Below are 23,751 nucleotides of genomic sequence, written 5' to 3' on the forward strand. Positions count from 1 at the left end.
GTTTCTACGCGCGATGATTAATCCCTTCCTCCCCTTCCCTCGGGAAGAAATCGCACAAGAGCTCTGGCTCTCTCCTGTCCACTCAGGATATCTTGCAGAGGCCCCTGAGTTATAAGCTGGGCAGCCTCAGGGTCCCTTTCAGGAGACCCTGAGGAGACAAGAGGAATCGCACCAAGCCATGGCTCTTTTGATGGCTGTCATGCTGAGCCTGTCGAAGCATGGTGTGCAGGCCCCTGCGCTCTACCCTTCGACGAAGCTCAGGGTGACAGCCCTATTTCCTGTCCACTCAGGGTCTCTCGCAGAGGACCCTGAGTTATTCGAAATCTCCCCGCAATTTGAATATTATATAGCATGCTTGGCTATGTTCTCCTTTTTCAAGGATAATAAAGCCACTGTAATGGCCACCGAGAGCACGATGTAAATGATAGCAAAGCTACGCTGATCATGAATATTGATGAGGCTTACCAGGGCCGAGCTTACAATGGAAACCACCACATATGAACCGCCGCTGGTGATACCGCTTGCCGTTCCGGCATAGGCAGGGAACCGCATAAAGCAATAAGTAAGGTAAATATTATACATAAAGCCGGCTAAAAAGTGCAGCATCACTACAAAGATCAACAACGAAAAAATATTAAAATAGCCGGCATAAAACACACCAAACATAAACATGAGCAGAGCTATACCGAATTGTACCAGGTTGCCGAGCTTCAGTTTTTTATGAAAAGGTTTATCTATCAGCATACGGCTCAGCATGCCGCCCGTTAATAGTGATACACCAGAACATAACGAAGCATAACCCGTAATTACCGGGGAGTAATGAAAAACATGCTCAATAATAAAAGGAGCCGACATGCCAAAGATGATTACCATAGAATAGCTCAATCCCAAAACAAGCACGCCAATACTGAAATCCTTTGCCGATAAAAACTCGCGGTAGGTATTTAAAATGGTTTTAAGGTGAAAAGGTTTATAAGCCGCGATGGTTTCGCCGCTGTATATCAGCTCTAAAACTAACATTACTGCCCCATATAAGGCCAGAAAATAAAAGTTGGCCTCCCAGCCGATAAAGCTTTGCAGATAGCCCCCCACAAAAGGTGCTACCACAGGCGCGGTTGACCATACTACAGAAAGCAAGCTGGTATACTTTTTACGTTTATCACCGGTATATATATCTATAAATAAAGTTCTCTTGGCAACCATGATCAACGAGATCACCAGGCCCTGAAGCGCCCGCATTACAAAAATAACCTCGATGTTTTTGGTTACAACAATGGCAATGTTACTCAATACAAATACCAGTAAAGAGACAAGAGCAATCTTATACCGGCCAAAACTATCTACAATACTACCTACAAACAATTGAGATACACCATAACTGATCAGGAAAATGGAAAGCGTTAACCTGATATCAGATGGCGTGGCGTGAAGGTCGTTCACCATTTGAGGAAACGATGGCACATAAACATCAATCGCAAAACCCGATATGGGTATGATCATAAATGCTAAAATAGTACCTATCCATTCGTTTTCTTTTTTAAGCCGCTTCATATTACCTCTAAAATTTACGATACAAAATTAGAAATAGCCAGGCGTACCTATATTACACCATTCAAAGCAATTATTAAACAATTCAAACATTTTCGACCAATTGACCGCGATATGATTTTGGACTGCTGCCGGTTTGCCTTTTGAAAAAAACGTTAAAATGCTGCGGATACTCAAACCCAAGACCGTTACCAATTTCCGAAATATTCCAGTCGCTGTTCTGGATCAGCGCTATGGCCTCTACCGCAATCCGTTCATTGATAAGCTGCGTGGTTGATTTTCCCAATACGGCTTTTAACGAATGATTGAGATGATTTACATGCACATGCAACTGACCAGCAAAATCGGCAGGGGTTTTATACAGGATGCCATTTTGTGGTGACTCTACCGGGAACTGGCTATCCAGTAATTCTATAAAATTATTTACCAGGCGATCTCTTTTCTGTACGCCGATATCTTCGGGACTAAGTGCGCTTTGAATTTTTATGGCCGTGTAAATAATCAACCGGAGTATATTTTCAACCAGTTCTTTTTTATAAGCAAAGTTGCCGTTGTATTCATTATACATCAGGCTGAAGTAATACATCAGTGTATCATATTGTTCTTTATCCAAAAAAATGATCGGATAAACACTGTTCTTAAACAGCTCATACAGTTTTTTAAATTCCTTCCTGAGCTCTGTACTCAGATATTGCTCATTGAACAGGCATATATAACCATCCTTTTCACTGGAAAGCCCCTTCCAGCCAAATTTCACATTCGGGCTGGAAAAAATGATAGCGTACTGATCAATGGCTACCTCACCGTTAGCTGTATACAGCATTGCTTTGCCATATATCAAACATATCTTGTAATAATCCCTGCGCTGAAATGGAAATGCGCTCAGGCAATTGTTCCGCTTCAAAACATTAAAATGACTCGTAGTGCCCTTGGTATTGAGCAACTCAGATGGAATTTCCCTGTTGGTGAGTTGATAATAATGTAATAATGTTTCTACCTGTTCCATACTAACAAAATTAAACAATTCAAATAAAGCAGGCAGTATCTATCGTAATCTCCATGTCATTATCAGCTACATAGGCATTGATGATAATAATCCACGCCCATTCAAGCGTCCTCCGCTTGAATGCAGGGCCATATGAGCGTCCACGCTCATGTGCTATCCAATTTGATAAAGGTGAGTGCAGATGCTCACCGAAGTATTAGCGCAAGCGGAGGACGCTTGAACTGGCACCATATGAATGGGCAAAGAAATCCTTGCTCCTTGTTCCAAAAATCCTTACTCCAAGAATCTCCTTAAAATTTCGTATCTTTATATCAACAGCGGCCCGCTTGTCTTTTCAGGAGACAAGCGGGCTGTTTAGTTAGGGATAAAAGAGGTTAAAAATCGATCATTTTATATTCAATAATTTGACTATCAATAACCTAATACTTTTTAAACCTTTCAAAACCCACCAAAAATTTGTTAAAAAGTGTTAAAATCGATGGTTTTGGATGAATTTTCGCCAGTTTTTGAAGCATTTTCACCCCATTTTCGATCATAAAAGTGTTAAAATTCAAGGTTTAAAAAGTTTTATGTTCAATAAATGGCATCACCATTTGTCTAAACCCAGCAACTTTTTGCCCAATGGTGAAAGTTGGGCAACGGGATTTTTCTTCTCCCGTTCCAATGGGTCGCCCGGGAAAGCGTAGCCCTGCATGGCTTCCCGGTTTTGCCAGCTGTTGATGCGCCATTGCCGCAGTTCGTCATTATGTTCCTGGGCGGGCATCATGGCCACATACTGGGCAATACGCACTTTATTACCACTGGTATTGGGCCTGATGCCGTGAGGCTGTAAACTATTGAAAATCAAAAGATCACCGGCTTCCAGCTTTACTTTAACAATATCAAAGCCGGTAGTATCGGGCTTATAATGGTCGCGATCAGCGGGTTGGGTTAGCTTCCAGGTATCATAAGTGCGATAAAGCTCAGGGATACATTGAAAACCGCCCATATTTTCGTCGGTTTGATCGGCCAGGGCCAATACACCCTGCACGTTTTGGGGTTTGGTTTCGGGATCGTAATCCCAATGGATAAAACCCTTGTACTCAAAACCGGGTCGTACTGGGAAATTCAGGTTGGCACGGTCGATGTTGGCCCAAAGTTTTTCGGTACCCCAGATATCAGCAAAGGCCTGGTGCACACGAGGATACTGGCGATTGTCCCACAAATACTGGTGGTTGTAAATTTCAACCATACCGGTATTATTCAGTTCTTTCATTTGCATTTGAGCATTGGGCCTTTTGTACCAGCTTTCTATATCGTTGGGATCTTTATCCTCGTATTGCCACAGGTAGTCGGCTGTGCGTTGGGCCATTTCCTTGGGGATAGCGTTCTTAACAATTACGTAGCCATTGGTTACCCAAAAGCTCCAGTCGTCCTCGCTCAATACCCTCAGGGGTTGCCCGTTACTGCGATCGTTCAATTTTACCTGGCTCGATTTGGCCGCAGAGGGATTACCCGGGATATCTTTATGGGCTTCGTTAGGATTCATTGTAGGTGCCATAGCGGCCATAGTTTTGCTTGTTGCTTCCATGATCTATGTGTTGGTTAATAATTCAAAATTACAGGGATACAACAAGCGGTATATCCGCTACAATGATCAATATTTGTTCTACATTGACTTATTTAATACATTTATGATAAAAAATTATACAATACAAGATGAATCAGATACAACTGGAGCGAATAGAATTTGAGCCGGGAAAATCATTCAAACTGTTTTCGCCCAGGCTGCGCAACACTTTTTTGTGGCATTATCACCCGGAGGTGGAGTTGGTTTATGTGGAGGCCGACGCCGGTATCCGTCATGTAGGCACACATATTTCGGGCTATACTCAAAGCGACCTGGTGTTTATCGGCCCTAACCTCCCCCATCTCAATTTTGATTATCGCCTGCGCAGTGATTATCATCAGATAGTAGTACAGCTACGAACCGATTTTATGGGCGATGCCATCAACTATGCTCCCGAACTTCAACTGGTGAATAAACTATTCAAAAACGCTGCGTATGGCGTTGCCTTTCATGGCGATACCCGGGCGTTGGTGGCACAAAAGCTGAAGGCCATAGGTAACCTGAGCAATTTTGATCAGCTACTGGAACTGATGAACATTTTTCGGATACTGGCTGATTCTAAAGAATATACCCTGCTCAATAATGACGAAAACAGCAAGGATTTTATCCTGAAGGACAAGATCAGGATGGGTGCTATTTACGAATATATTGACGCCCACTATGCACAAAAACCAGATGTAAACGTAGTCGCAGGGAAAGTAAATCTAACTACCCCAGCCTTTTGCCGGTATTTTAAACGACAAACCCATATCACTTTTACCGATTTTGTAAACCAATACCGTATCGAACGTGCCAAAAATCTGTTGATGCAGGATAAAAACATCACCGAAACCTGCTATGCAGTTGGATTTGAAAGCTTGAGTTATTTTAATAAACTGTTTAACAAATTAGTTGGTCAAAATCCGTCAGAGTTTAAAAAAAAGTGGGTGGCCGGCTAAAATCAGTATTGAAGATCTCCAAACAAAGAATTTATATATTTAGCATCATATTACAACACTATGAAAATAAACCTATTAATCATTGCACTCATTTTTCTTTCATCGGCAGCATCAGCGCAAACCCAACTGGTTAAAAACCTACAGGCCGGCAAACCACAGGTCCTGGTTGTTTATGGTACTAGCTTAACCGCGGGCGCTGGCGGGCATGCCTGGGTAGATGCCGTCGCTGCTGATCTGAATGAAAAGTACCACAATAATTTAACCGTGTATAATGCGGCTAAAAGTGCGATGTGGTCAACCTGGGGCGTACAGCATTTGGAAGATAGCGTGATCAGCAAAAAGCCCGATGCCGTTTTAATTGAGTTTAGTATGAATGATGCTTTCCTCAACTATAAAACTAGCAGGGAACTTGCTACACTAAATCTGAACTATATGATCGACCGTATTAAACTGTATAATCCGGATTGTGAAATCATTCTGCAAACCATGGATATAGCACTCGACAAACATGCAGCCGACCGCCCCGAGCTGAACAGCTATTACGATCTATACAGGCAGATAGCTAAAAAACGAAAATTGTTATTGATTGATCATTATCCGCATTGGAAGACAATACTGGATAAGGGGAAAGAAGAATATTTGACTTATGTACCGGATGGCTTGCATCCCGATCCTGAAGGGGCCGTCAAGATCATAGCGCCTTATGTAGTTGAAAAACTGATGGCAGGAAAATAGCTATAAAAAGACAAAGCCACCCGGCTTCAGGTGGCTTTGTTCGGTTATAAGCCTGGTGTGATGGTGATTATAAACCTGCATACTCATCTGCTTTAATTTTTGCACCATTCAATACTTCGGTGGTGTGTTCGGCTATCAGGTTTGATCCGTTTACGGTTGATCCATAGCTGCGGTTTAATCTATATTCATTAACAGAACCACTCAGGTTAGCGCAGGCTTTATCGTTCATGGTAACACGGGCGCTGTAAGCATCCAATTTTAAAGTGGCGGAAGCGTTATTGTACAGCTTTACATCCAGTTCAATGGCTGATAGGTTACCGAATGAGCTGATATTGGCATTATCATAAGCAGTTATTTCGGATAGCTCTTTGGCTGTAACCCAAACAACTAATTTTTCGGCCTTGTTATATGAGGTGATGCGTAATACACCGTTCTTTGATTGTACCAACGCGTTTTCGGCGTAATATCGGTTGTAAACCTTTACTTCGTCGGCTGTGCCGTTTGAAACATATACCTGAACATTACCATAAACTTCGATCTTGTTAATGCGGGTGATGTCGGTTAAAACGATGGCCTTGTTGTTGTTATTATTAACAGTGGCTTGTGCTTGATTTCCTAATCCAAATACCATAGCTGCTACGGTAAACATGGTGATTGCTAAAGTTTTCATAATTTTAATATTTTGATTGTCAGTTGATTAATATTGTTATTTTAAATACACCAATATGACGATCGCACTAAAAAAACGTTACAGCGATATGGCCTGTAATAGTTGTACGTCGGGATTTTGTCGGTAAGGGCGGGAATGTTGTCGGTGAAATTGGGAAGAAAATATGGGTGCAAAGTGCGGGTACGGGAGTTTAGGTGGAATGATTAGGGCAATAGGCGAATAAACATGGCTCAGACAACACGATCCACGAACCTCTAATCAGGCCAGGTAATACTTCTCGCCGTCTGTTTTTATTTTACCGGCATCCAGCAACAGGCGGATAGTTTCCATCTTTTCCTTTTCGGTGCCTACATTAATGGTATTAACCAGCATACCTATATCAGGGGTAGCTATACCTAAAAACTGTACAATTTCATGGGTAATATTATCAAATATTTCGTCGGCGTTTTTCTGGCGTTTCTCCTCCAGGCAAATGTCGCACACGCCACATTTACGGGCATTAGTTTCATCAAAATAGGCCAGCAGCATTTGACTGCGGCATTTTTTGGCAGTAGCATAGGCAAAAACCGCTTCCATTTTCTGGCGATAGATTTCCTTGCGTTCCTCAATATATTTTTTGTTGATGAAGAGACGATCGGCCTGCTGGCGTGGCTTTAGATAAGTAACCTGCGGCTGATCGGTCTGCTGTAAATAACTGATGAGCCCAAACTCCTGTAGTTGCATCAATCCATCAATCACTTGCTGAACGTTCAGATTAGTACGTCGTGACAGGTCGTATTCTTTCAAGCGCACATAATTTTCAAACGAACCACCGTAGGAACGCAGCAGGGTTTTAATAAATGGATCCCAGCCGGCGTTCTGTATCTGGAAGTTATATAATACCTCATTCACCACCTCAAACCGAAAACGCGATGGCAGAAACACGCTTTCGTTGAACGACAGGTATTCGTCCTTTTCCAGAAATTTGAGTGCGTTGAGCGTTTTAACGGCATCCAATTTAAATCGACTGCAAAAATCGCCCAGATCAAGACCAAAGCTCAAACCCTCACCTGCTCCATAAGCCAGCTGGTAATAATTGGCCAGGCAATGGTACACATGCTTAATTTCCTCTACCGAGGGAAAATTCAACAGGAACATTTTTTCCTGCCTTAGCCTATCGGAATTGGTGTATAGTAAAATAGCGTAAGCTTTTTGTTCGTCACGCCCGGCACGCCCGCCTTCCTGATAATAAGCTTCCAGGCTTTCGGGCATATCTTTATGAATCACAAAGCGCACATCTGGTTTATCAATGCCCATACCAAAAGCATTAGTGGCCACAATAATGCGGGTACGATTATTTTTCCAGCTCTCCTGTTTTTCCGCCCGCTGATCCATAGATAAGCCGGCGTGATAATAATCGGCTTTAATACCACTCTCGTTATAAAATTTGGCAATATCAGCAGCATCCCGGCGGCTACGCACATAAACAATACCGCTGCCTTTTACACCACGGGCAATATCCAGCATCTTTTGCAGCTTGTTTTCGGCATTTTGCACCACATAGCTAATATTACGGCGCTCAAAGCTTTGCTGGTAAACAACCGCGTCTTTAAATAATAATTTCTGCTGGATATCATCCTTCACTTCAGCCGTAGCGGTGGCTGTGAGGGCTAATACAGGAACTGAGGGGTGTAATTCCCGAAGATCGGCAATATGCAGGTATGGTGGCCGGAAATCATAGCCCCACTGCGATATACAATGTGCTTCATCAATGGCTATGAGGTTTACTTTCATATACTTGATCCGCTCGCGCACCAGTTCAGATAGCAAGCGCTCGGGCGACAGGTACAGGAATTTAACCGAACCGTAAATACAGTTATCCAGCGCCAAGTCTATCTCCCGCAAACCCATACCCGATACAATGGCTACGGCATTGATACCTTTGGCTTTCAGGTTTTCTACCTGATCTTTCATGAGGGCTATCAGCGGCGATACTACGATACATACCCCCTCTTTAGCTAACGCGGGTACCTGGAAACAAACGGATTTACCACCACCGGTAGGCAACAGAGCCAGGGTATCACGTCCTAATAAAACAGACTTGATGATCTCCGCCTGCATCGGCCGGAAACTATCGTGGTTCCAGTACTGTTTTAATATTTCCTCTATGGTCATTATTAGTTCATGGTAGATAGTTCATGGATCATAGTTGATGGTACATAGATAACCGTCTGAAAGCAGCCAGAAACAAATTTGCCATCCTCACTTGCAAACTACAAACATATTCATTCAAAGTCAGAGACTTCGAATGACCTTTAATAAAAATAGCGGTGACAAAATCACCGCTATTTTTTTATTTCTGACCATGAACCATCAACTATGATCCATGAACCAAATATTATCTTTTTTTCGCGTCAACATACTCTCTTTCGGTGTCGCCGGTATAGATCTGGCGCGGGCGGCCGATAGGTTCTTTGTTTTCTTTCATTTCTTTCCACTGTGCTATCCATCCCGGTAAACGGCCCAGTGCAAATAGTACGGTGAACATTTCTGTTGGGAAACCTAATGCACGGTAAATAATACCTGAGTAAAAATCAACGTTTGGGTATAATTTACGCTCCACAAAGTATGGATCTTTCAAGGCTACTTCTTCCAATTTTTTAGCTATTTCCAGTACCTCGTCATTGATACCCAGTTTTTCTAATATATCATCACAGGCTTTTTTAATGATCTTGGCGCGTGGGTCGAAATTCTTGTACACACGGTGACCAAATCCCATTAAACGGAACGGATCATTTTTATCTTTTGCTTTTGCTATCCATTTGTCGGTATCGCCACCATCATTCTTGATCTTCTCCAGCATTTCGATAACCGCCTGGTTAGCACCACCATGCAGGGGGCCCCACAGTGCAGATATACCTGCTGAAATTGAGGCGTACAGGTTAGCATCAGACGAACCAACTATACGCACAGTTGATGTTGAGCAGTTTTGCTCATGATCGGCATGCAGGATCAGTAACTTGTTCATTACATCAACCACTACCCTATCTACCTTATAATCTTCTGTACGCTCGGCAAAGGTCATGTACAGGAAGTTGGTTACATAATCAAATTTATTTTGAGGATATACAACCGGGTGACCCAATGATTTTTTGTAGATCCAGGAAACTACCGTGCTCATTTTAGCCAGTAGTTTTATGATTTCCAGGTTAACCTCTTCGGTAGTAAGACCTTGTTTTAATGATTCCGGATTAAACGCAGCCAGCGCACCTATCAGCGATGATAACTGGCCCATTGGATGTGATTTTGACGGAAAACCATCAAAAAACTTCTTCATATCCTCATGAACCAAAGTATGGCGACTTATCTGGTATTGAAAATCGGTAAGCTGTTGCTCAGTTGGTAATTCGCCGTAAATAAGCAAATATGCCACTTCGATGAAACTAGCATTCTCTGCCAACTGCTCGATTGGGTAACCGCGATATTTTAATATGCCTTTTTCACCATCTAAAAAAGTGATGGCACTTTTGGTAGCACCTGTATTTTTATAGCCGATATCCAGCGTTACATAACCGCTCAAGTCCCGGAGTTTTGAAATATCAATAGCTTTTTCACCTTCTGTACCCTCAATCACCGGGAGGTCAAATGTATTATCACCAATTTTTAGTTGTGCTGTATCCGACATAGAAAATAATTGTTGTAACAAATGTAATTAAATCTGTGTATTATAACCCTCCAGATCATTTACTGTTTGTAAATTTTATGTGCAAATCTATTAATTAAACCCAGTTTTGCTAATTACAAAGCATCAATTATTCATTAAAAAAACATTAATTACAAAGCGGGGACAAAATAAATAGACAAAAAAACCGATCGGTTTAATTGATCTGTTCTTTAACCTGTCCACAGGTTTTCATATGCTCGGGGAAGTATGGATTTTCGATGGCTTTGTTTACAGACAGCCAATAGCCGCCCTTGCCACTATCAGCCATAGGGCAAAAGTCAACATATATAGGAATCGATTTGAATTTTGAACCTTTTATCAGGGCGATGACATCTTTACTCAATATCAAAAACGCATCACGCTGCGCCTTGATATCATCGCCTGTGGCTATTTGATGAGCCAGTGTAGCGGTTTCGGTGCAGCCTTTAATGCCAGCCAGCTTATTCTCCAGCATGGCGGCGGTACTTTTAATACCTTTCCTATTCGATTTCAGAAACTGATTTTTAAGGCCGATGTAATTATTAAATACATCAGCGGTGTTCGATGTATCGGCTACTTTAGCTACAATAGTTTTAGCGCTATCTGGTTTGGAAGTTGTTTCCTGTGCTGGTTTGGCAGTTTGATTACATGCGGCTGCGGCTATAACGAAGCCTGCTAATAAAGTACTGTTAAAAACATTGATTTTCATATCGGTATTAATTTGTGCGTATAGCCTCAACAGGGTCAAGCCTTGAAGCTGAATATGCTGGAATAATACCCGAAATTACACCTATTCCTAATGAAAAACCTAAGCCTTTTAAAATATTATTGATATCCAGCACTACCTGTACATCAAACAGAGCTTTGGCCCCAAAGGTCGAAAAATACACCAGTAAAAGCCCTACTAAACCTCCTAATAAGCAAAGTACAATGGATTCGATCAAAAATTGAAGCAGTATGAAGTAGTTTTTAGCACCCAGTGATTTCTGAATACCTATAATATTGGTACGTTCTTTTACCGATACAAACATAATGTTGGCAATGCCAAAACCGCCTACCAGCATCGAGAATAAACCAATAATAAATCCTCCTTTATTAACGATACTGAAAAGATCGTCCAAAGCATTAGTCAACATGGTGGTGCGGTTCAGTGAAAAATTATCTTCTTGTCCTGGCCTCAAACTCATGATCGAGCGCATCAATCCACGTAGTTCACTTTCCACATCATCAACCGGGATACCTTTTTTGCCTCTTACAATAATTTGCGGCTGATATTTTTCGGCTTGTATATCAATCAGATTATGTGCAAAATTAAGCGGTAGCAAAACTTCTTTATCTGTAGATATACCCAGCATGTCTTTCCCTTGTTTAGAGAATACACCTACAACCGTAACATAACGATTCATTACTTTGATTTGCTTACCTACAGCATCACCTGCCGGGAACAGGTTTTCGGCTATATCAAACCCTATATTAACCACAGGCGCACCTGTTTTTGATTCCATTTCGGTAAAGTACCTTCCACTGGCAAAATCAAAATTCCAGGTTTTATCATGGTCTTTCGAGGCAGCATCTATCTGTGCACCTTCAACCGTATTACTCTTATATTTAATAGTACGGTTATCTATAGATATTTCATATGATAATGCTTCGGCGGTTTGGCTCCGGCGCTGTAATTCTTCAAAATTGCGCAATTTAGGTACCGGGCGCTGTAAATATTTCCACCACGGAAAGTCGCTACCACCAACCCAGGGCCATTTTTGGATATAAACACTGTTATTACCCAGCTTGTCGACACTTTTTTGTAGGTTATTGCGCAAAGTATCTACAGCCGAGAAAACCGCGATAATAGTAAATATGCCTATAGTTACCCCTAACAAGGAAAGCATGGTGCGCAATTTATTTTGTCTTAGCGCATCATAAGCGAACAAAAAGCTTTCTCTGAAAAGTTTTAAAAATAGCATACAACTTATTTTGATCTCGATGGTTAATCATTCTACCACACACACTTATAAACTGTGGCGGCAAAATATTTTTATAAAAATATACCGGTATGGAATATTTCGTTTTTTAGACGATATTACAGCTGTTAAGTTACATTCTTTTTATATATAAACTGAATTATAAGTCAACCATGTTGTTCATAAAAAAATCGGTGAGATTAACAAAAAAAATTAATACATTTGCGCCCTGAAAATTCATAAATACAAGCATGAAATTATCTCAATTCAAATTCAATTTACCAGAATCATTAGTAGCACACAATCCATCTGCCACCCGCGACGAAGCCCGTTTAATGGTTTTACACAAAGATTCAGGAAAAATTGAGCATAAAATATTTAAAGATGTACTGGATTATTTTGAAGACCAGGATGTAATGATTCTGAATAACACCAAAGTATTTCCTGCACGTTTGTATGGTAATAAAGAAAAAACAGGTGCTACAATTGAAGTATTTTTATTACGCGAACTCAATAAAGAGCTGCGTTTATGGGATGTATTGGTTGATCCGGCCCGTAAAATACGCGTAGGTAACAAATTATACTTTGGCGATGACGATTTGCTGATTGCCGAAGTTGTAGACAACACCACTTCACGTGGCCGTACCATCCGTTTCTTATTTGACGGTACCGACGAGGAATTCCGCAGAAATGTGGAGATCCTGGGCGAAACACCGCTGCCAAAATATATCAAACGTAAAGCTACCGCTGAAGATAAAGAGCGTTACCAAACCATTTTTGCTAAGCATGAAGGCGCTGTTGCCGCCCCTACTGCCGGTCTGCACTTTAGCCGTGAACTAATGAAACGCCTGGAATTAAAAGGTGTTGATTTTGCCGAGGTTACTTTGCACGTTGGTTTAGGAACTTTCCGCCCGGTTGAGGTGGAAGATCTGACCAAACATAAAATGGATTCTGAACAATTTATCATCGAGCAAAAACAGGCCGATATCGTAAATCGTGGTATTGAGCGTAAAAAACGCATCTGCGCGGTAGGTACTACTTCTATGCGTGCTATTGAATCGGCAGTATCTGCAGGAAAAACGTTGAAAGCCGCTAACGACTGGACAAGCAAATTCATTTTCCCGCCATATGATTTTAGCATCGCCAACAGCATGATCACTAACTTCCACACACCAGAGTCGACCTTGTTAATGATGGTATCGGCATTTGGAGGTTACGAGCATGTGATGAATGCTTATGAAGTTGCTGTTAAAGAAAAATATCGTTTTTACAGCTATGGCGATGCCATGCTGATCATCTAAGTTTAAACTTAAGTAATAAAATTTGAGATATGAGAGTTTTCTTGTATCTCATTTTTTTTGCTTTAGATTTGGAATATTTTATGGACGATCAAAATCTTACACCTCATATTTCACATCTCCTATCGCCAAAGTATTACGCTATAATAGTAGCCGGCGGAACAGGCACCAGAATGCAATCAGCTGTTCCAAAGCAATTTTTGTTGCTTAATGACCTGCCCGTTTTAATGCATACGATACTGGCCTTTACGCAATCAGCTATTAAACCCGATATCATTTTAGTTTTACCGGAAACTTATCATGAGTATTGGAGGGAGCTTTGCCATACCCATCAATTTGATATTCCGCATGCTCTGGTTAATGGCGGCGAAACCCGTTTTCATTCTGTAAAAAACGGACTTGATCAACTATTAGCAGATGATAACACATTGGTAGCCGTTCACGACGCTGTACGCCCGCTTACCAGTACTCTTGTTATCGAAACCTCATACCACTATGCCCGGGAACATGGCAACGCTGTAACAGCCGTTAAAAGCCGTGATTCGGTAAGGCAGCTAATCAATGGCCGGTCAGTAAGTTTATTAAGAGATCAAATCTACCTGATACAAACTCCCCAAACCTTTAAAGCCAATTTATTAAAGAAGGCCTACGAACAACCCTACAATGAACATTTTACCGATGATGCAAGTGTGGTTGAACAAGACGGTGTTGAAATACATCTTACCGAAGGCAATCATCAAAACATTAAAATAACTTTTCCAGAAGACATAGCCATAGCCGAATTGCTTTTAAGCAAAAAACCAATGGCTTAAGCCATTGGTTTTTAATTTTGATTGCATGAGCAGGCGATTGCTATGCCCTGCGGATAATTCCTAAAAGTACAGCGATAATAGCTATAACCAATAAAATGTGGATCAGTCCTGTGGCGTGACCAAAGAAAAACCCAAATATCCATCCTATTACCAGGATAACGGCGATGATATACAATAAACCTCTCATTTTTGATATGTTTTAAGTGATAAATATGAAAGGCTTATTACTAAAATCATTCCAAAAAGTAGTGTTTATAAAAAAAGCCCTCCATAAGAGGGCTTTTCATGTTGCTAATATTCGTCTTCGTTAAAAAAGAAATCGTCTTTTGTTGGGTAATCCGGCCATATCTCCTCGATATTTTCATACGGTTCACCATCGTCTTCCAGCGCCTGCAGGTTTTCAATAACCTCAACAGGAGCTCCTGAACGGATAGCATAATCAATTAATTCATCCTTTGTTGCGGGCCAGGGCGCATCTTCAAGGTGAGATGCCAGTTCAAGTGTCCAATACATGTTTCTCTATTTATATTTATTTTCAGTAAATTAACTTTTTCGCAAAAGTATAATATTTTCAATTGGAAAATCAAGATTTTTTTTCACATTTTTCACATGCGGGGTATCCATTGATTTTCAGGTATTTTAAGCTCATTCGCAATTTTACGTGCTAACGTGAATAAGTAATCACTCAGTCTGTTCAGATAAATGTTCACTTTTTCATCAACCGGACTTTCTTCGGCCAAATGAACGGTTATCCTTTCGGCCCGGCGGCAAATACATCTTGCAATATGGCAAAACGAAATGGTATTATTTCCGCCCGGCAAAATAAAATGACGCAATTCAGGCAATTTCTCGTTCATGGCATCCATTTCCTGTTCCAGCAGCTCCACATCGGTCATATGCAGATCTGGAATTACCATTTTTGATCTTTCCGGATCGGCAGCCAATGAGGAGCCTATAGTAAACAACCTGTCCTGTATCTGCTTCAATATGTCCTTATCGTGGTCAGTAATATCCTGATCACGGATGAGGCCGATATAGGAATTTAATTCATCTACCGTCCCATAACTCTCAATCCTTATATGATGCTTGGCTACCCGGGTTCCTCCTATTAATGATGTAAACCCTTTATCACCCGTTTTAGTATATATCTTCATATTTTATCCGGCAGCATTTATCCTTTAAGTTCAATATACGTGTATATATTTTGTATTGATACCATTGTAGTATAATTTTTGCTAATAAAGTGTAAATTTTTAAATGTTAGGCTTAAACTTGCATAAAATGAGAATCAAGAAGTAAGAGTCAGGAATCAAGACTAAGAAAAAAATAATTTCGTTACTAAATGTGCTCTTGATTCCTGGCTCTTATCTCTTGACTCTTCTTAAAACAAAAATTATGAGATCGATCGCATTATCATCTAAACTCGTTATTATACCTTTCACCGCATTAGTAATATCGGCTTTTAGCTGCGGCAACAGCAATGGCTCCAAAGCTCCGGCTGCAACAGCCACCTCGCAAAAAACGGCATCTATATCAACGCTTATCAGCGAGAAACAATTTAATGAGCTTTTTCCGCAGCGCGATAAATTTTACAGCTATGCCGCTTTTATAAAAGCAGCCGATGAACTTGGTCAAATAAAAATACAAGTTACCCGAAGGGCAACATCTGTTTATCAATATATCCGTACTGATAAAAAAACAGGTAAGGTCAGTACAGTAAGGCAAGACGGTGACTGGAACGAAGACTGGGCCAAAAAGAAACCAGATAGTACCTTTACCGTAGATTATGGGAACTTTTGCGCTCAATTTAGTGCCGAAGCTAATAAAAAAGAGCTGGCAGCCTTTTTTGCGCACATAGCCCATGAAACCCGTCACGGTGTAAATGCCACTTATACCGATGGACTTATGCTGATACATGAAAGCAATACCTCTTTAAGTTATATAGCCGAGAGCGATGAATATCCGCCTGTCGCGGGTAAAAAATATTACGGTCGCGGCCCCATGCAATTAAGCTATAATGGCAATTATGGGCTGGCCTCTACCTGTATATTTGGTGATGCTAAAATTTTACTGAACAACCCTGACCTGGTGGAGAACGATCCAGTAGTAGCTTTTAAGGCGGCTATTTATTTCTGGATGACCCCCGAAACGCATAAACCATCAGCACATGATGTAATGACCGGCAAATGGCAACCTAATGCTGTTGATAAAGCAAAAGGCCGTACACCTGGTTTTGGCATGACCATCAATATTGTGAATGGCGAAGTAGAGTGTAATAAAGGCGAAAACATGTACAGCATGAATGATCGTATTGGCTTTTACCAGTTCTTTTTAAAGAAACTAGGTATAACCGATGCTAACTGTGCCTGCTCATGCGGTAAAATGGAACCTTATAAGTATTAAATTATCAGAGGAGATTTACAACATTCACTTTTTTAACGTAAAGGTGAATGTTGTAAATTTATTAAGTACCGAATTTACTGATATAGTACCCTCCAAAGCTTCTACCAGGTTTTTTACGGTACACAATCCCACGCCTGTCCCATTCCTATCAAAGCGATCCTTATTACCCAATGTGTACATAGATTCAAATATCTTTTCGAAATGTTCCGGGGCTATCCCAATACCATTATCAGTAATACTGAAAATGTAGTAATGATCATTTTCATCATAATCAATTTTAACATTACCTAAGGGCTTATTATTGTACCGGATAGCGTTGTTTAACAGGTTAATGATGATCTGCTCAAAGGCTACCACGGAAGTACGGATCTTAACCGGTATCAAAGGGATACTAATAGTAAAACATGCGGGCGCGTTTATGAGCTTGATCAACCCGTCCAGCAAAGGTAAAATCTCCACTTCTTCCTTATTTTGCGATAGCATTTTATTCGATTTTGAATAAGCAAGCATATTTTCAAGCAGTGCAAGCAGCTTATAGGAAGAGGTGTTTATAATATCCAGGAATTTATTGCCCTTTTCATCAAGCGAATCTTTAAAACGATCTTTCAGTATTTTGCTGGTTAGCAAAATACTGGTAAGCGGGTTACGGATATCGTGAGCAGCCATAACGGCAAACCGTTCCAGGTATTCATTTGATCGCTTCAACTCTAAACTAAGTTCATTTAATTCACGATTCTTTTTACGTAATTCTAATTGCGCTACTACCTGCCCGGCAAGCGCCTTTAAAGTAGCTATCTGATTTGCCGACAGTTCCTTGGGTTTATTATCAATAACACATAAAGTACCCAACGCGTGGCCATCCGGTGTAACCAGGGGTACACCAGTATAAAATATCACTTCCGGTTGGTTTATAACAAGTGGGTTATCGGCAAAGCGTACATCTTGCAGCGCATTATTTACTACCATCACTTTATCGGGCTCTAAAATGGCATGGGCGCAAAAAGCGTAATCTTTGGCGGTTTCGGTTACTTCCAAACCTTTGTGCGATTTAAACCATTGACGTTCACTATCAATAAGGCTAACCAGCGATATAGGCGTTTGGCAAATTTCTGACGCAATGAGGGTTATTTCGTCGAAGCCTTCCTCGGGTAAAGTATCCAGAATATTATAGGTATGTAGCGCGGCAAGGCGTTCGTTCTCGTTCTCAGGGATAGGTGGTTTGATCATTAATTTTAATTAAAACAGAGGGAGAACATGTAATATAGTAAAATGTTTAGCAACAAACATTTTATCACATTATAACCGGTACTTAGACCAAGTACGAGTTATGGCAAATTTTAGTTTTTTAAGTTGAATGAAAACACAATATTTACATTCACAATTATGCGCCATCTCATTATAACCGTTATCTTTTTAGGCTCGCAGTTGGCGGCGTGGGCATTCACTTGTACAGATACCGTTAAAAAAAGTAAACATATCCCCGGTCGACCGGCGTCGATAGGTATTATTGGCGATACGGCCAATGTAACCACCCCGGTTAAAGCCGGCCTGGTGATGATAGGCGGTGGCAGGGATGTTGACGAAGCTTTTAAGTGGATGATTGACCGTAGCGGTGGCGGCGATGTGGTAATCATCCGGGCATCAGGTAAGGATGGTTACAATCCTTATATCTATGGGCTGGGTAAGGTAAATTCGGTAGAAACCCTTAAAATTAACTCCAGGGAGTTGGCAAACAATGATACGGTTGCTTACATTATCCGCAATGCCGAAATGCTTTTTATTGCAGGCGGTAATCAATCCGATTACATGAACTACTGGCGCGGCACCAAAACCATGGATGCCATCAACTATCTGCTTAATATAAAACATGCGCCTGTTGGCGGTACAAGTGCAGGATGTGCCATCATGGGCGGTATTTATTATAGTGGCGAGAATGCCAGCGTTACAGCCGAACAGGCGCTGGCTAATCCTTATAACCCACTGGTAAAATTGTATAATGATGATCTGCTGCACGCACCGTTTTTAAAATCGGTAATTACCGACCAGCATTATATTACCCGAGACAGGCAGGGCCGCCATGTGGCTTTTTTAAGTCGTATTATTAAAGATTGGCAACTGTTTGCCAACGGCATAGCCGCCGATGAACATACCGCGGTTTGTGTTGACGAAAACGGTCGTGCTATAGTAATAGGTACCAGCAAAGCCTACTTTTTAATGACCAACAGCCAAAAACCACCAGAGGTATGCGAACCGGGCAAACCTTTAACCTGGAATAACAACCAACAGGCTATTCATGTTTATGAAGTACAGGGAACCGCAACAGGCAGCGGAGGTTTTGATGTAGCTAGTTTCGATCAAACTAAGGCATCGGGTGGTAAATGGCTCTGGTGGTGGGTAGACGCCGGTAAATTAAAACGGCAGGAAGTAAAGTAATCCCTTTTAGCCCATTCAAGTGTCGATGCTTGAACAGACAGTGTAAAAGTGGGTTTACATGGTTTACACATTTAAGCGTCTGTATTTATGACTACCCGCGGCAATGAACAACTCTAAATGTCATTTCGAACGAACAGCGATGGGCAAAGACGGGCGTGAGAAGAAATCCTTTGCTCAATACAGTCCGTAGTAACATGCCGTATAGGATTTCTCCTCGTACCTCGTTCGAAATGACATACTTTATAGGGACAAATAACTTAGTCTCAATCCAAATCACCCCTACTTCAACACTGCCGGCAAAATATACTGCTGCATCATTTTGTCAACCTGCGGATGTGCGTAGGGTCTGTTATATGCTGTAGCGGTAACAATCACAACCAATGGCGTATTGGTAAAAACAAATATTTTGTTGCCGCCATTACCCGAGCAATAAAAGGTTTCATACGGCTTATTATTCACCGTGTAGGTTTTGTTCCAGAACAAATAACCATAATAGCCCTCGCCTACCACATCTTTTGGCAGGGCTAAATATTGGGTAAATGATTGTTTCACCCAACTTTCAGGGATAATTTGTTTGCCGTTCCAGATCCCATTATTTTTGTATAGTTGACCGAATTTGGCAAAATCCAGCGAACGCATCTGCAAGCCACCGGCAGTACTTGGAACGTGCTGCGGAGAATAGGGCCATTGATATTTTGTTATCCCCAAAGGTTTAAATAGCTTTTCGTCCGTATATTTTTCTAAGCCTCCGGGAACCGATTTATTGATGATATCACCCAAAAGCATGGCTCCGGCCGTAAAATAATTCCACTGTTTACCTGCGGTTTTGGAGCTATCCACACGAAGATCAAGCGTAAATTTTGCCCAGTCGGGCGTTGGGTACATATTTTCTTCGTTCCCTGGCGAATTGCTGTCGTTATCGTCACCGTCAAATATCGAGCTCATGGTAAGCAGGCTTTTCAGGGTAATATCTTCTTTGCGGGGCGAGTAGTTGTTAAACTTTTTAAGATCGTAAAAATTCTTTAACGTCTGGTTTTCGCTTTTAATAAACCCATCATGTATCGCGATCCCCATCATGGCCGAGGCGAAAGTTTTACCCACCGAACGGGGATCATGCAGGGAATCGCGCGAGCTGCCATTAAAATACTCTTCTATCAATAACTTCCCGTTTTTGATCACTATAATGCTGGTAATATCTTTCAGTTTGTTTTGAGCTATCAGGCCATTCAATTCCCTGATCTTATTTTGATCAAAGGGATCACTGGAAACCTGCCAGCCGCTATTGGGTTTTATGGTCTGTATCTGAACAGCTTTCAGATCGGCCGGAGGCACAACAAACTGAAGTTCTCCGCTGGCAATTATCTCACCAACCTTTAAATTGGGGACATTAATATACGGTCGAATTTCTATTTTCAATAAATGCGCACCGGTTGTCAGCGCATCATCACCACCCCTGGCGGTAAAGCGATACCAAAGGCCTCTCCCCCATGAATCTTCGTTACGGTTACTGATCAGGGGAACCCTAATGGTTGTTTTGGTATTTTTTGTAACGGGCAGATTGGCACCTTTATTCAGATTTTCCTGGTATATCTGCTTCCCGTCAACATAAAAGGTAAACTGAAAATTCCCTTTATTTAAATCCTCTACACTTAAAGAAGGGTTAAGCTGATGTTGATAGTTAGTAAGGGAATTGGCAATAAAAAGCCTGATATACAAATTATTTTGAGGTCTGGCTTCAAAGCGGCTCAGCAAATCGGTTTGTTTTAGCCTTTCAAGCGCTATGGTATCGGCCAGAAAGACTACTTTTCCTACGTTCGCCTTATAAACGGGTAGCGTAATAGGTTCAGGAGAAGTAATATTACCGGTTTGTGCAAATGAGCAACTGGTGGTTATTATAGCCAAGATAAAAAGAATATAGCGTTTCATTTTTCACGGATATTATTTCTACCTGATTCCTGCCCCTAAAGGCCCTGTACCCTTTCTATACTTCCTCTACGCGTCTGTTTACCGTTTGGATTTCAGTATTGGCGTAGTCTTTTTCAACCAGGCCATCGCGCATACGTACAATACGGTGGGCGTGCAGTGCAATATCTTCCTCGTGCGTTACCAGTATAATGGTATTGCCTTTGGCGTGGATATCTTCTATCAACCCCATTATCTCAATGGATGTTTTGGTATCGAGGTTACCCGTAGGCTCATCGGCCAGGATAATAGATGGATTATTGATCAGGGCACGCGCTACGGCCACACGCTGGCGCTGACCGCCCGATAATTCGTTAGGCTTATGATCAACACGATTACCTAAACCCACATTTTTAAGCGCATTGGTAGCGCGTTCCATACGGGTTTCTTTGTTAATCCCTGCATAAATTAAGGGCAATGCCACATTATCAAGAGCCGTATTACGAGGCAGTAGGTTAAATGTCTGGAAAACGAAACCGATCTCGGAGTTACGCACTTCGGCCAGTTCATTATCGGTCATGTGGCTCACGTTGATACCATTCAGGATATACTCGCCTTTTGACGGGGTATCCAGGCATCCCAGGATATTCATTAAGGTTGATTTACCCGAACCGGATGGGCCCATTAATGCTACAAACTCACCTTTATTGATATTGAGGGTAACTGATTTAAGCGCGTGGATCACTTCGGAGCCGATCACGTACTTACGCCCGATATCTTTAATGGTTATTAATGGTTTGTCTGTATTCAATGGCTCCATACAATATTTTTGGTTTTGACTAAGATACACTTCTGAATGTTACAATAAGTCAAAATTAAAAAGTCAAAATTCAAAAACGAATAAACAGGTTTTGAATTTTGACTTTTTAATTTTGACTTTGCAATTTATTTCTCGATCACTTTGGCAACCAGGAAGTAGTTCTCATCGTGTTTTGGAGCGTTTTCCAGGGCCTCCTGATGGGTTATTTGTTGTTTTACCACATCATCGCGTAAAACATTGGTGTCAGCAGTCATGTAAACCAGGGGCTCAACACCGGTTGTATCCAGTTCATTCAGTTTTGCCATAAAATCAAGAATCTTACTCATATCCTTAATCATCTCCTGTTTTTCTGTTTCGTTAAGCTCTAAACGGGCCAGGTGGGCAACTTTTTCAACTGTTTCTTTATCAATGGTCATGCCTGTAGCAATTTTTGTTTAATAATAGCGTGAACCTCATCGCGCAGGGCGTCGGCATCATCTAAAGTTAAATGTGCCGTTTCAATGGGTTTATGTACAAATATATCACAAATTCCGGGTCTGCTGCCAAATTCTTTACCGGTATCCCAGAGCACTTTCCAGGTATCCAATGATGTGACAGGGATAATTGGCACCTTCATTTCAATGGCTAGCCTGAAGGGGCCATTCTTAAAAGCGTGTAAGGCAGGCGGGTAATTATCAGGAATAGTACCTTCGGGAAATATCACCACGCTTACCCCGTTCTTCAATTTTTCTGAAGCTTGTTTAAAAGCCCGGAAGGACGACATTTTGCTTTCGCGGTTAACGGTGATATCGATGGTATTAAAAAAGAATTTCAGCACAAAATGGCGTCGAAGCTCCTCTTTACCCATGAAACAATGATTGTTGCGCAAATGCACACTAATAGCCGATACATCCAGATTGGAGGTATGATTGGGACAAATAACATAGGTACGGCTCCAGTCAATAGGTTCTTCAAATGTAGCGCGGTAAAATATACCCGACGACGCTGAGCTTATAAAGGCAATTATCTGCCTGAGCTTATTAATATACCTGAAGAGTTTAGGCCGTTTAGAAAGCAAAAAAAGCACCGGCCAGAAAAGTATAAAAAAGAACCCTACACTGTACTGGTAAAAATAAGTGTGTATCCTTTTTAATGCTAATTTCATGGCGACCAAAATTAGAAAAAATACTTAATCGCCACAGGCTAAACCATCACTAACTGTTGTTGCCCGTTAAGTTTTTGTTTCATCATGTCATAAACCCTGTCGCGTAACATATCGGCATCGTCAACAGTGAGCGTAGTTGTATCAATGGGTTTATGTACATAAAAATCACAAATACCTGGTTTACTGCCATATTGAAGCCCTGTATCCCAAAGCATTTGCCAGGTATTGGGTGAGGTTACCGCGATAATAGGTATTTTCAATTCAATAGCCAGCCTGAAAGGCCCATTTTTAAACTCCTGTAATTGCGGCGGGTAATCGTCGGCTATTTTACCTTCGGGAAAAATAATCATGGTAATACCGTTCTGTAATTTCTCTGCCGCTTTCTTAAACGCCCGGAATGATGACATTTTACTATCCCGGTTTACCGGAATATCAACCGAACGAAAAAACAAGCCGGTTACCAGTCCATCTTCCAGTTCCTGTTTACCCATAAAGCTGCAATTATTATTCACCAACACACACATGGCTGCAATATCCAGATTAGAGGTATGATTGGCACATACAATATAGGTTTTGCTCCAGTCAACAGGCTCTTCAAACTCAAATCGGTAAAAGAAACCAACCGCAGCCGAACTAATTAAGCCCCAGAACCTTCGCAGCCGGTTCATGCTCCTGTAACGCTCCGGTTTTCTGGAACAATAGTAAAAAAACGGCCAGAATATAAAATAAGATAATGCCACGCTGAGCACATACAGGTAGATATGTACTTTTTTCAATATCATTTTCATCA

At 41.3% G+C, this 23,751-nt stretch carries 23 protein-coding genes; 6 read left to right on the top strand and 17 right to left on the bottom strand.

The genetic code is table 11. The features are described from left to right. Positions 1–342 precede the first annotated feature (342 nt). The 3 genes from G7092_RS08730 to G7092_RS08740 form a co-directional block, all read right to left on the bottom strand. A complete protein-coding gene (locus G7092_RS08730; RefSeq protein ID WP_166088210.1) occupies positions 343–1,551 on the bottom strand; it encodes an MFS transporter in 1,209 nt (402 codons plus the stop codon). Between the two features lie 82 nt (positions 1,552–1,633). After that, positions 1,634–2,554: an AraC family transcriptional regulator gene (locus G7092_RS08735; protein ID WP_166088212.1), complete on the bottom strand. Its 921-nt coding sequence runs from the start codon at positions 2,552–2,554 to the stop codon at positions 1,634–1,636. Between the two features lie 586 nt (positions 2,555–3,140). Further along, positions 3,141–4,124 carry a phytanoyl-CoA dioxygenase family protein gene (locus tag G7092_RS08740; protein ID WP_166088214.1) on the bottom strand — a complete coding sequence of 328 codons (984 nt, stop codon included), beginning with the start codon at positions 4,122–4,124 and terminating at the stop codon, positions 3,141–3,143. Between the two features lie 128 nt (positions 4,125–4,252). Between G7092_RS08740 and G7092_RS08745 the strand changes: the two genes are divergently transcribed. Both G7092_RS08745 and G7092_RS08750 read left to right on the top strand, forming a co-directional pair. Continuing rightward, positions 4,253–5,101 (top strand): helix-turn-helix domain-containing protein, encoded by an 849-nt coding sequence (locus G7092_RS08745; protein WP_166088216.1) that lies wholly within the window; start codon positions 4,253–4,255, stop codon positions 5,099–5,101. Between the two features lie 60 nt (positions 5,102–5,161). After that, on the top strand, positions 5,162–5,836 hold the full coding sequence (locus tag G7092_RS08750; RefSeq protein ID WP_166088218.1) for an SGNH/GDSL hydrolase family protein: 675 nt from the start codon (positions 5,162–5,164) through the stop codon (positions 5,834–5,836). Between the two features lie 67 nt (positions 5,837–5,903). On the opposite strand, the gene G7092_RS08755 is transcribed toward G7092_RS08750, so the two are convergent. From G7092_RS08755 to G7092_RS08775, 5 genes are all read right to left on the bottom strand, one after another. Beyond that, positions 5,904–6,506, bottom strand: coding sequence for a GIN domain-containing protein (locus G7092_RS08755; protein ID WP_166088220.1), 603 nt, complete (start codon positions 6,504–6,506; stop codon positions 5,904–5,906). A gap of 258 nt (positions 6,507–6,764) precedes the next feature. After that, on the bottom strand, positions 6,765–8,660 hold the full coding sequence (locus G7092_RS08760; RefSeq protein WP_166088222.1) for a RecQ family ATP-dependent DNA helicase: 1,896 nt from the start codon (positions 8,658–8,660) through the stop codon (positions 6,765–6,767). Between the two features lie 223 nt (positions 8,661–8,883). Continuing rightward, on the bottom strand, positions 8,884–10,170 hold the full coding sequence (locus G7092_RS08765) for a citrate synthase (protein ID WP_166088225.1): 1,287 nt from the start codon (positions 10,168–10,170) through the stop codon (positions 8,884–8,886). Positions 10,171–10,363: 193 nt separating this feature from the next. Then, positions 10,364–10,897: a DUF3347 domain-containing protein gene (locus tag G7092_RS08770; protein WP_166088227.1), complete on the bottom strand. Its 534-nt coding sequence runs from the start codon at positions 10,895–10,897 to the stop codon at positions 10,364–10,366. Between the two features lie 7 nt (positions 10,898–10,904). Beyond that, positions 10,905–12,152 carry an ABC transporter permease gene (locus G7092_RS08775; RefSeq protein WP_166088229.1) on the bottom strand — a complete coding sequence of 416 codons (1,248 nt, stop codon included), beginning with the start codon at positions 12,150–12,152 and terminating at the stop codon, positions 10,905–10,907. Between the two features lie 248 nt (positions 12,153–12,400). On the opposite strand from G7092_RS08775, the gene queA reads away from it, so the two are divergent. Together queA and G7092_RS08785 are read left to right on the top strand one after the other, a co-directional pair. After that, complete coding sequence (queA, locus tag G7092_RS08780; protein WP_166088231.1) at positions 12,401–13,450, top strand: tRNA preQ1(34) S-adenosylmethionine ribosyltransferase-isomerase QueA; 1,050 nt, start codon at positions 12,401–12,403, stop codon at positions 13,448–13,450. Between the two features lie 80 nt (positions 13,451–13,530). Beyond that, the gene (locus tag G7092_RS08785; protein ID WP_166088233.1) at positions 13,531–14,259 is read left to right on the top strand and encodes a 2-C-methyl-D-erythritol 4-phosphate cytidylyltransferase; all 729 of its coding nucleotides are present in this window, start codon (positions 13,531–13,533) and stop codon (positions 14,257–14,259) included. A gap of 40 nt (positions 14,260–14,299) precedes the next feature. Here the strand turns inward: G7092_RS08785 and G7092_RS08790 are convergent, their stop codons facing one another. The 3 genes from G7092_RS08790 to G7092_RS08800 form a co-directional block, all read right to left on the bottom strand. Beyond that, on the bottom strand, positions 14,300–14,446 hold the full coding sequence (locus G7092_RS08790; RefSeq protein WP_143013900.1) for a lmo0937 family membrane protein: 147 nt from the start codon (positions 14,444–14,446) through the stop codon (positions 14,300–14,302). Between the two features lie 104 nt (positions 14,447–14,550). Beyond that, positions 14,551–14,772, bottom strand: coding sequence for a DUF2795 domain-containing protein (locus tag G7092_RS08795; RefSeq protein ID WP_002996718.1), 222 nt, complete (start codon positions 14,770–14,772; stop codon positions 14,551–14,553). Positions 14,773–14,864: 92 nt separating this feature from the next. Next, on the bottom strand, positions 14,865–15,413 hold the full coding sequence (locus G7092_RS08800; protein ID WP_166088235.1) for a cob(I)yrinic acid a,c-diamide adenosyltransferase: 549 nt from the start codon (positions 15,411–15,413) through the stop codon (positions 14,865–14,867). A 241-nt stretch (positions 15,414–15,654) separates the two neighbouring features. Here G7092_RS08800 and G7092_RS08805 point away from each other — a divergent pair, with 241 nt between their 5' ends. After that, positions 15,655–16,662 (top strand): chitinase, encoded by a 1,008-nt coding sequence (locus tag G7092_RS08805; protein ID WP_166088237.1) that lies wholly within the window; start codon positions 15,655–15,657, stop codon positions 16,660–16,662. 24 nt (positions 16,663–16,686) lie between these two features. Here G7092_RS08805 and G7092_RS08810 read toward each other — a convergent pair whose 3' ends face one another. Then, positions 16,687–17,889: a sensor histidine kinase gene (locus tag G7092_RS08810; protein ID WP_166088240.1), complete on the bottom strand. Its 1,203-nt coding sequence runs from the start codon at positions 17,887–17,889 to the stop codon at positions 16,687–16,689. A 156-nt stretch (positions 17,890–18,045) separates the two neighbouring features. Between G7092_RS08810 and G7092_RS08815 the strand changes: the two genes are divergently transcribed. Beyond that, the gene (locus G7092_RS08815) at positions 18,046–19,095 is read left to right on the top strand and encodes a cyanophycinase (protein WP_166088242.1); all 1,050 of its coding nucleotides are present in this window, start codon (positions 18,046–18,048) and stop codon (positions 19,093–19,095) included. A gap of 279 nt (positions 19,096–19,374) precedes the next feature. On the opposite strand, the gene G7092_RS08820 is transcribed toward G7092_RS08815, so the two are convergent. From G7092_RS08820 to G7092_RS08840, 5 genes are all read right to left on the bottom strand, one after another. After that, positions 19,375–21,021 (bottom strand): serine hydrolase domain-containing protein, encoded by a 1,647-nt coding sequence (locus G7092_RS08820; protein ID WP_166088244.1) that lies wholly within the window; start codon positions 21,019–21,021, stop codon positions 19,375–19,377. Between the two features lie 55 nt (positions 21,022–21,076). Beyond that, the gene (locus G7092_RS08825; RefSeq protein WP_166088247.1) at positions 21,077–21,817 is read right to left on the bottom strand and encodes an ABC transporter ATP-binding protein; all 741 of its coding nucleotides are present in this window, start codon (positions 21,815–21,817) and stop codon (positions 21,077–21,079) included. 125 nt (positions 21,818–21,942) lie between these two features. Beyond that, positions 21,943–22,233 carry an Asp-tRNA(Asn)/Glu-tRNA(Gln) amidotransferase subunit GatC gene (gene gatC / locus G7092_RS08830; protein WP_166088249.1) on the bottom strand — a complete coding sequence of 97 codons (291 nt, stop codon included), beginning with the start codon at positions 22,231–22,233 and terminating at the stop codon, positions 21,943–21,945. Then, positions 22,230–22,961, bottom strand: coding sequence for a lysophospholipid acyltransferase family protein (locus G7092_RS08835; RefSeq protein WP_166088251.1), 732 nt, complete (start codon positions 22,959–22,961; stop codon positions 22,230–22,232). The genes gatC and G7092_RS08835 overlap by 4 nt, the downstream gene beginning before the upstream one ends. 38 nt (positions 22,962–22,999) lie before the next feature. Beyond that, positions 23,000–23,749 (bottom strand): lysophospholipid acyltransferase family protein, encoded by a 750-nt coding sequence (locus G7092_RS08840; protein WP_166088253.1) that lies wholly within the window; start codon positions 23,747–23,749, stop codon positions 23,000–23,002. Positions 23,750–23,751: the final 2 nt, after the last annotated feature.

This window comes from Mucilaginibacter inviolabilis, from assembly GCF_011089895.1.
Classification (GTDB): Bacteria; Bacteroidota; Bacteroidia; order Sphingobacteriales; family Sphingobacteriaceae; genus Mucilaginibacter; species Mucilaginibacter inviolabilis.